The organism is Actinomadura montaniterrae, from assembly GCF_008923365.1.
Classification (GTDB): Bacteria; Actinomycetota; Actinomycetes; order Streptosporangiales; family Streptosporangiaceae; genus Spirillospora; species Spirillospora montaniterrae.
On sequence record NZ_WBMR01000118.1, the window covers coordinates 20,271 to 29,383 of the forward strand.

The following is a 9,113-nucleotide window of genomic DNA, read 5'->3' on the forward strand; positions in this document are numbered from 1 at the left end:
ACGTGAGCACCACCGTTCCGCGCCGCCGCCTCGGCACGGCCGGGCCCGAGGCGTCCGTGCTGTCCCTCGGCTCCTGGCACACCTACGACCGGATGGACTTCCGCGAGGCCGTCACGATGCTGCGGCGCGCCGTCGACGCCGGCATCAACCTGTTCGACGTCGCCGTCTACGGCATGCCGGGCCACCCGCCCGTCTTCACCGACGTGCTGTTCTCCGCGATGGTGCGCGCGGCGGGCCTCGCCCGCGACGACTACCTGCTGTCCACCAAGTTGTGGCTGGAGGGGTACCCGGAGCGGCCGCTGCGCGAGCAGCTCGCCAACGCCCTGTTCCGCGTGGCCGCGGACCACGCCGACGTCGCCGTGCTCGGGGACGTCCGCAGCGACGACCTCGACCTGAAGCGGCTCGCCGAGGACCTCGCCGACCTGGAGAGGGAGGGGCTGCTCGGCTGCTGGGGCGTCAACAACTGGTCGGCGACCGCCGTCCGGACGATCCGCGCGCACGCGCGGGCCGCCGGCTCGCCCGGTCCCCAGCTCGCGCAGCTGAAGTACAGCCCGTGCCGCCGGTCCATCCCCGACGGCGAGCCGTTCGCCGCCGTCTTCGCCGAAGGCGTGTCGATGCAGGCGTCGGACGTGCTGGAGGGCGGCGTCCTCGCCGGCAAGAGCGGCACGTCCCGGCAGATCGGCCGCGACCCCGGCGGCGTCCGCGACAGGATCGTGGCCGCGGCGAAGGGCATCGGCGAGCTCGCCGCCGACCTGGACGCGACGCCCGCGCAGCTCTGCATCGCCTTCACCCTCACGCACCCGTCCACCAGCACGGTGCTGTTCGGCGCGACCAGCGTCGCCCAGCTCGAGGACGACATCAGCGCCCTCGGCGTGCTGGAGCGGGTCGGCGCGGAGCGGCTGCGCTCGCTGCTCGGCCCGTTCTGGGCCGACCGCGACGCCGTCGACCCGGAAGGCCCCTGAAAGCCCGGAAGGCCCGGACGCGGTGCGTCCCGGCGCGAGCACGGCGCGTCCCATGAGACGATCGTTCTCCCCGGGACGAAGCGGAGTGTGCCATGGCCGAGGAGAGGTGGTCCCCCGCGGACGTCGACCTGACGACGCCCAACACCGCGCGGATCTACGACTACCTGCTCGGCGGCAAGGACAACTATGCCGCCGACCGGGAGGTGGCCGAGCAGCTGCTGGCCGTCATCCCGGAGGCGCGGGCGGCGGCCCGGGCGAACCACGCCTTCATCGGCCGCGCCGTCCGGCACCTCGCCCGGCAGGGCGTGCGGCAGTTCATCGACATCGGCAGCAAGCTGCCCGCTGCCGGCAACGTGCACGAGGTCGCGGCCGAGGTCGCGCCGGACGCGACCGTGGTGTTCGCCGACGGCGACCCCGTCGTCCTGGTGCACGCGCGGGCGCTGCTCGCCGGCACGAAGCGGACGGCGGTCGTGCACTGCGACCTCGCGCGTCCCGAGTCGCTCGCCGACGACCCGGACGTCCGCGAGCACATCGACTTCACCGAGCCGGTGGCGATCGTGCTCGACCGCGTCCTGCACTTCATCGGCGACGTCACGGACGCCCGGCGGTCCGTCCGGCGGCTGCACGACGCCCTCCCGCCCGGCGGCCACGTGGTGTTCACGCACATCACGCAGGACCCGCAGCCCGAGTCGAGCGGCGACGTCGGGCAGGTGTTCAAGCCGACCAGCGGGCACTTCTGGGGCCGCACCCGCGCCGAGATCGCGTCGATCGTCGAGCCGTTCGACCTGCTCGACCCCGGCCTCACCTACACCCCGCTGTGGCGTCCCGACCCCGGCGAGGACGTGGCGCACCCCGAGCGGACGTTCACGCTCGCGGGCGTCGGCCGCCGCGCCTGACCCCCCGGGGGGATCAGGCGGCGAACGCGGGGGAGGGCAGCCCTTGCCCCGCGCCGGGGACGACGAACAGCGATCCGCCGTGGGGGTCGTCCTTCGGCGCGCCCACGGTCGCCGTCGTGACGTAGAGGTCGCGGAGGTCCGGGCCGCCGAACGCGCAGGCGGTGGTCTGCGCGGCGGGCACCTCGACGGTGCGGTCGAGGCCGCCGCCGGGCGTGTAGCACAGGACGCGGCCGCCGCCCCACAGGGCCACCCAGACCCGGCCGTCGGCGTCGGTGGTCAGCCCGTCCGGCTGCCCCGGAACGGTGACGAACGCGCGGCGACGGGTGGCGCCCTCCTCGGGATCGAAGTCGAAGACGTCGATCCGGCGCGTGGGGGTGTCCACGTAGTACATCAGCCGCCCGTCGGGGCTCCAGGCGATCCCGTTGCTGACCGTCACGTCGTCCAGCACCGTGGTCGTGCCGCCGTCCGGGCGGACGCGGCGCAGCCGGCCGCCTCCCGGCGCCTCGTCGTAGCGCATGGTCCCCGCCCAGAACGCGCCGTCCGGGCCGACGGCGGCGTCGTTGCCGCGGCAGCCCGGGACGGGGTGCTCGGCGAGCCAGCGGAAGGCGCCGTCGGGATCGTAGAGCCCGACGCCGTCGCGGAGGTTGACGACCAGGCCGCCGCCCGCCCGGGGCCTGGCCGCGCCCACGTGCTGGGCCGTGTGGCGGACGGTGTCGGCGCCCGTGGCCGGGTCGTAGGCGTGTACCTCGTTGCCGAGGATGTCGACCCAGAGCAGCACGCCGGCGGCGGCGTCCCAGTTGGGCCCCTCACCGAGCCGGACGCGGGCGGGCAGGGCGATCTCGATGCTGTGGTCCATGGCGATCCTCGGCTGGTCCATGGCGATCCTCGGTCGGCCCGGACGGCCCGGGGTCAGGACTCCGGGATCAGGACGTGGAGAAGGAGTAGACGCTGGTGGAGTCGTAAGTCTGGCCGGGCCGCAGCGTGGTGCTCGGGAACTGCGGCTTGTTGGGCGAGTCGGGGAAGTGCTGGGTCTCCATGGCGAACCCGTCGCCCTGCCGGTACATCTTCCCGCCGGTGCCGACGAGCCGGCCGTCGAGGAAGTTGCCGGAGTAGAACTGCAGCCCGGGCTGGTCGGTGCGGATCTCCATCACCCTCCCGGTGGTCGGCTCGGTGACGCGGGCGGCGAGCTTCATGCCGGTGCCGTCGAGCACGAAGTTGTGGTCGTAGCCGCGCCCGTACACCATCTGCTGGTCGCCGTCGCGGACGCGCTCGCCGATCGTGTGCGGGCGGGTGAAGTCCAGCGGCGTGCCGTGCACGCTCGCGAGCTGCCCGGTCGGGATGAGGGTGGAGTCGACCGGCGTGTAGCGGGACGCGTTGATCTGCACCTTGTGGTCGTACACCTCGCCGGACCCCTCGCCGGCCAGGTTGAAGTAGGTGTGGTTGGTCAGGTTGACCACCGTCGGCTTGTCGGTGGTGGCCTGGTAGTGGATCCGCAGGTCGTTCGTGCGGGTGACGGTGTAGGTGACGGTGGTGCGGAGGGTTCCGGGGTAGCCCTCCTCGCCGTCCGGGCTGACGTACGACAGCCGCAGCGACGCCCCGTTCCCGTCCTTGGACGGCTGCGCCGTCCACACGCGCTTGTCGAAGCCGGTCGTGCCGCCGTGCAGGCTGTTGTCCCCGTCGTTGGCGGGGACCTTGTAGGTCTTGCCGTCGAGGGTGAACTTGGCGCCGCCGATCCGGTTGCCGTAGCGCCCGATCAGCGCCCCGAAGTAGGGGTTCTCGTCCTTGTAGGTGTCGCTGAGGTAGCCGTCCAGGGTGCGGAACCCGAGCGCGACGTCGCCGGAGCGGCCGTGTTTGTCGGGGACGTCGAGGGACTGGACGATGCCGCCGTAGGTGAGGATGCGGACCTTCATCCCGTGGCCGCTGCCGAGCGTGTACCGGTCGATCTTCGTGCCGTCCGGCAGCGCGCCGAACGGCTCCTTGGCGATGGTGGGCGCGGACGACGCGGGCCCGGACGACGCGGCGGTCGCCGGGACGGCGAGCAGGCCGCCCGCGAGGAGGGCGGCGGTGGCGAGCGGGATGGTGAGGGGTGGGACGCGCTTCATCGGTGTTCCTCTCGCTTGGGGGGAGGGAGGAGACGGACTGGCGTGTACTTCTGGTCGGGGGGACCGGCGGATCGCCGCCGGCCCCCGTGAATCGTTTGGCCGGGTCGGAAGGGTGGGCGCCGGGTCAGCGCAGCAGCGGCGACCCGGCCCGCCGCTTGGTCCAGACGTCGAACGCGACGGCGGCCAGCAGGACGAGGCCCTTGACGAGCATCACCCGCTCGCTGGGCGCGCCCATCAGCGACATGCCGTTGTTGATCACGCCCATGATCAGGCCGCCGGTGATGGCGCCGACCACCTTGCCGACGCCGCCCTGCACCGCGGCGCCGCCGATGAACGCCGCGGCGATCGCGTCCAGCTCGAAGGTGTTGCCGGCGGTGGGCCCCGCCTGGTTGAGCCGCCCGGCGAAGATGATCCCGGCCAGCGCCGACAGCACGCCCATGTTGACGAACAGCCAGAACACCACCGACTTGGCGCGCACGCCGGACAGCACCGCCGCCTGCAGGTTGCCGCCGACGGCGTACACGTGCCGGCCGAACACCGACCGGGCCGTCAGCAGCGAGTACGCCAGCACCAGCACCGCCAGCAGCACCAGCACCCACGGCAGGTTGTGGAACCGGGCCAGCTGCACGGTCACCGCCATGATCAGCGCGCCCGCCGCGACGATCTTCAGCAGGAACACCGGCACCGGGTCGACGGTCTGCCCGTAGCCGAGCCGCGTCGCGCGGGTCCGCCACCGCGACACCGCGAGGCCCGCCACGACCACGATCCCGACGAGCAGGCTGAACAGGTCCGCGCCGCCCAGCGGGCCGAGCCCGACGTTGCCGAAGTAGCCGGAGGTGAACCCGTTCGACAGCGTCCGGACCTGGTCGGGGAACGGGCCGAGGCCCTGGTTGCCGAGCACCGTCATCGTCAGCGCCCGGAACAGCAGCATCCCGGCCAGCGTGACGATGAACGACGGGATGCCGAAGAAGGCCGTCCAGTACCCCTGCCACGCGCCGATCGCGGCGCCCGCCACCAGCGTCAGCAGCAGCGCGACCGGCCACGCCACATGGTGGCTGACCATCAGCCAGGCCGCGATCGCGCCGGTCACGCCGACCAGCGAGCCCACCGACAGGTCGATGTGCCCGGAGATGATGATGAGGATCATCCCGATCGCGAGGATCAGGATGTAGGAGTTCTGCACGATGATGTTGGAGATGTTCTGCGGCTGCAGCAGATCGCCTCCGGTCAGCACCGCGAACAGCACGACGATCAGCGCGAACGCGATGTAGATGCCGCTCTGCCGCACGTTCACGGTCAGCCGCGGCCGGCCGGCGGGCGCCGCCGCCCCGGGCGGTGCCGCCGCGGCGTCCGCGGTGGCCGCGGCGCCGGTCTTCGCAGGTGCGGTACGGCTCATCCGGCCTGCTCCCTTCCCATGGTCATGTAGGACATGAGGCGCTCCTGCGTGGCCTCCGCCCGCGGCACCTCGCCGGTGATCCGGCCGGCCGCCATCGTGTAGATCCGGTCGCACATGCCGAGCAGCTCCGGCAGCTCCGAGGAGATCAGCAGGATCGCCCGGCCCTCCGCGGCGAGCCGGTTGATGATCGTGTAGATCTCGTACTTGGCGCCGACGTCGATGCCGCGGGTCGGCTCGTCCAGGATCAGCACGTCCGGATCCGTGAAGATCCACTTGGACAGCACGACCTTCTGCTGGTTGCCGCCGCTCAGCTGCCCGGCCACGGCCGACACGCTCGGCGCCTTGATGTTCATCCCGCCGCGGAACTCCTCGGCGACCCGGTACTCGTCGTACTCGTTCACCCATCCGGCCCGGGACAGCTTCCCGAGCCGCGCGGCCGACACGTTCCGCTTGATGTCCTGGATGAGGTTGAGGCCGTAGCGCTTGCGGTCCTCGGTGGCGTAGGCGATGCCGTGCCGGATCGCGTCCCGCACGGTCCGCAGCCGGACCTGCTCGCCGTCCTTGTAGACGCGGCCGGAGATGTCCACCCCGTAGGACCGCCCGAACACGCTCATCGCGAGTTCGGTGCGGCCCGCGCCCATCAGCCCGGCGAGGCCCACGATCTCGCCGCGCCGCAGCGTCAGGGCGGCGCCCGACACCACCGCGCGGTCGCGCTGCGCCGGGCTGTGCACCGTCCAGTCCTCGATCCGCAGCGCCTCCTCGCCGATCTCCGGCTCGCGGGGCGGGAAGCGGTGCTCCAGGTCCCGGCCGACCATCCCGGAGATGATCCGGTCCTCGGTGACCCCGCCGCCGGACGGGTCGAGCGTCTCGATCATCCGGCCGTCGCGCAGCACGCTGACGGTGTCGGCGATCGCGAGCACCTCGTTCAGCTTGTGCGAGATGATCACGCAGGTGATGCCGTCGTCGCGGAGCCCGCGCATCAGGTTCAGCAGGTGCGCGGAGTCCGCGTCGTTCAGCGCGGCGGTCGGCTCGTCCAGGATCAGCAGCCGCACCCGCTTGGACAGCGCCTTGGCGATCTCCACCAGCTGCTGCTTGCCGACGCCGAGGTCGGCGATCGGGGTCACCGGGTTCTCCGGCAGCCCGACCCGCTCCAGCAGCAGGCCCGCCTCGTGGTTGGTGCGGTTCCAGTCGACCAGGCCGCGCCCGAGGAGCCGGCCGCCGAGGAGCCCGCGCGCCGCCCGCTCGTTGCCGAGGAAGATGTTCTCGGCGATCGACAGCTGCGGGCACAGCGCCAGCTCCTGGTGGATGATGACGATCCCGCGCTCCTCGCTGTCGCGGATGCCGGAGAACCGGCACGGCTCGCCGTCGAAGAGGATCTCCCCGTCGTACGAGCCGTGCGGGTAGACCCCGGACAGCACCTTCATCAGCGTGGACTTGCCGGCCCCGTTCTCGCCGCAGATCGCGTGGATCTCGCCGCGGCGCACGGTCAGGTCGACGTCGGCGAGCGCGTTCACCCCGGGGAACGTCTTGGTGATGCCGCGCATCCGCAGGATGTCGCCGCCGTCCGCGGCGCCGGCGGCCGCCGTCGCTTCGGTGGTGTCGTCGGTGGCCACGGCGTCAGCCCAGCTGCGCCTGCGTGTAGTAGCCGGACTGCACCAGCTCGGTCTGCACGTTCGCCTTGTTGACGATCACCGGCTGCAGCATCTGGGTCGGGACGACCTTCTTGGTGTTGTTGTAGTCGGTGGTGTTGTTGACCTGCGGCTTCCCGCCCTTGAGGATCGCGTCGGACATCTTCGCGGCCTCGTCGGCGAGCTTGCGGACGTCCTTGAAGATGGTGGAGTACTGCTCGCCGGCCAGGATCGACTTCACCGACGCCCGCTCCGCGTCCTGCCCGGTCACCACCGGGTACGGCTGGCTCGGGGTGCCGTAGCCGTTGCTCTTGAGCGCCGACAGGATGCCGATCGACAGGCCGTCGTACGGCGACAGCACGCCGTCGACCTTGGCGCCGCCCCGGTAGGTCTTGGTGAGGATGTCCTCCATCCGCTTCTGCGCCGTGGCCGGGTCCCAGCGCAGGATCGCCATCGTCTTGAAGTCGGTCTGGCCGCTCTTGACGACCAGGGTCCCCTTGTCGATGTACGGCTTGAGCACCGACATCGCGCCGTTGTAGAAGAACGGGGCGTTGTTGTCGTCGGGGGAGCCGGCGAACAGCTCGATGTTGAACGGGCCCTTCGCCTTGCCCTCCGACCCGTCCTCGTTCTTGATCTTCAGGCCGGTGAGCAGCGAGGTCGCCTGCTCCACGCCGACCTTGAAGTTGTCGAAGGTGACGTAGTAGTCGACGTCCGGGCTGCGCATGATGAGCCGGTCGTAGGAGATCACCGGGATGTGGTTCTGGTGCGCCTCCTGCAGCTGGCTGGTCAGCGCGGTGCCGTCGATGGACGCGACGACCAGCAGCTTGGCGCCCTTGGTGATCTGGTTCTCGATCTGGCTGACCTGCGTCGGGATGTCGTTCTCGGCGTACTGCAGGTCGACCTTGTAGCCGAGCTTCTCCAGGTCGGCCTTGAGCGTGTTGCCGTCGCGGATCCAGCGCTCGGACGACTTCGTCGGCATCGTGACGCCGATCAGCGCGCCCTTGGTGTCGCCGGACTTGGCCTTCTTGTCGATGCTCTTCTCGCTGGAGCCGCACGCCGTCATGGCGGTCGCCAGGACCAGCGCGGACAGGACCGTGGTGATGCGCCGGAGTCTCATCTCGTTCTCCTTCGGGGTGGGGGAGGGCAGCGGAGCGAATCAGCGTGGGACGGCGGACGTGGGCAGGGCCTCGGGCAGGGCCGGGAACCGCCGCAGCGGCCCCGGGTCCCGGGACCCGGTCGGGGACATCCCCTCGCCCGCCCCGAGCCGGGCGAGGGTGTCCAGGACGAGCCGGCCGCGCCGCACCCGCTCCCGCGCGCTCGCCACGGCGGCGGGCAGCAGGTGGTGGCCGACCGGATACAGCGCGGGCGCGTTGCGCAGCCCGAACTTCAGATAGAGGGGGGCGCCGCAGCGGATCAGTTCCGCCGCGTCGTAGAAGCGGACGAACCCGCCGAGGTCGTCGGGCGCCTCGACGTAGAAGTCCATCGGCGCGGCGCTGACCGCGCGGATCTCGGCGAGCTGCGCGACGGTCAGGTCGCTCGGCACGTTGACCGAGTCGGCCCCGAGGCCCTCCCACACCGCGAACGAGGCGGGGTTCACCGGCCCGACCAGCGCGGACACCTTGAACGTGGTGTCGGCGGGCAGCCGGCCCGCCTCGCGGAGGCGGTGCAGCGTCCACAGCACGCCCTCGTCGGCGACCAGCAGAGACTTCACGCCGAGCGCGACCGCGCGCTCGGCGTCCTCGACGCACTGGGCGAGCTGGTCGCGGCCCCGGGCGCGCGGCCCGGAGGCGTTGTAGGAGCGCCCGCCGGCGCCCGGCTCCCAGGTGCCGCGCGGGCCGAGGAACAGGCACAGCTCGATGCCGCGCGCGTCGCAGGCGCCGACCATCTCGCCGATCTCGGCGTCGGTGAGCATCCACACGCCGCTGCCCTGGCTGATGCGGTGCAGCGGGACGTCGAGCCGCTCGCTCTCCTCCAGCACCGCCGCCAGCACGGCGGGGCCCTCGCAGGACGGCAGCTCGGTGCGCCAGGTGCCGCCGTCGGGGAACCGCAGGCCGGACGCGGGCGGCCGCGGCGGGGCGCCGGGCCAGCCGAGCGAGCGCAGCGCGTCCTCGCCGGGCGCGCGGCCGCCG

Annotated in this window: 8 protein-coding genes; 2 read left to right on the forward strand and 6 right to left on the reverse strand. The window is 72.1% G+C overall.

What is annotated here, in order from left to right:
* Window positions 1-2: 2 nt before the first annotated feature.
* The gene (locus F9B16_RS31340) at window positions 3-962 is read left to right on the forward strand and encodes an aldo/keto reductase (RefSeq protein WP_151543823.1); all 960 of its coding nucleotides are present in this window, start codon (window positions 3-5) and stop codon (window positions 960-962) included.
* A gap of 92 nt (window positions 963-1,054) precedes the next feature.
* On the forward strand, window positions 1,055-1,858 hold the full coding sequence (locus F9B16_RS31345) for an SAM-dependent methyltransferase (protein ID WP_151543824.1): 804 nt from the start codon (window positions 1,055-1,057) through the stop codon (window positions 1,856-1,858).
* Between the two features lie 13 nt (window positions 1,859-1,871).
* On the opposite strand, the gene F9B16_RS31350 is transcribed toward F9B16_RS31345, so the two are convergent.
* The 6 genes from F9B16_RS31350 to F9B16_RS31375 form a co-directional block, all read right to left on the reverse strand.
* Window positions 1,872-2,735, reverse strand: coding sequence for an SMP-30/gluconolactonase/LRE family protein (locus F9B16_RS31350; RefSeq protein WP_225992091.1), 864 nt, complete (start codon window positions 2,733-2,735; stop codon window positions 1,872-1,874).
* 46 nt (window positions 2,736-2,781) lie between these two features.
* Window positions 2,782-3,960 (reverse strand): aldose epimerase family protein, encoded by a 1,179-nt coding sequence (locus tag F9B16_RS31355; RefSeq protein WP_151543825.1) that lies wholly within the window; start codon window positions 3,958-3,960, stop codon window positions 2,782-2,784.
* A 124-nt stretch (window positions 3,961-4,084) separates the two neighbouring features.
* The gene (gene mmsB, locus F9B16_RS31360) at window positions 4,085-5,356 is read right to left on the reverse strand and encodes a multiple monosaccharide ABC transporter permease (RefSeq protein WP_151543826.1); all 1,272 of its coding nucleotides are present in this window, start codon (window positions 5,354-5,356) and stop codon (window positions 4,085-4,087) included.
* Window positions 5,353-6,969 (reverse strand): multiple monosaccharide ABC transporter ATP-binding protein, encoded by a 1,617-nt coding sequence (gene mmsA, locus F9B16_RS31365; protein WP_449699552.1) that lies wholly within the window; start codon window positions 6,967-6,969, stop codon window positions 5,353-5,355. The genes mmsB and mmsA overlap by 4 nt, the downstream gene beginning before the upstream one ends.
* Window positions 6,970-6,973: 4 nt before the next feature.
* Window positions 6,974-8,101, reverse strand: coding sequence for a multiple monosaccharide ABC transporter substrate-binding protein (gene chvE / locus F9B16_RS31370; protein WP_151543827.1), 1,128 nt, complete (start codon window positions 8,099-8,101; stop codon window positions 6,974-6,976).
* Window positions 8,102-8,140: 39 nt separating this feature from the next.
* A partial coding sequence (locus tag F9B16_RS31375) for a hypothetical protein (RefSeq protein WP_225992092.1) occupies window positions 8,141-9,113 on the reverse strand: 973 nt, incomplete at its 5' end.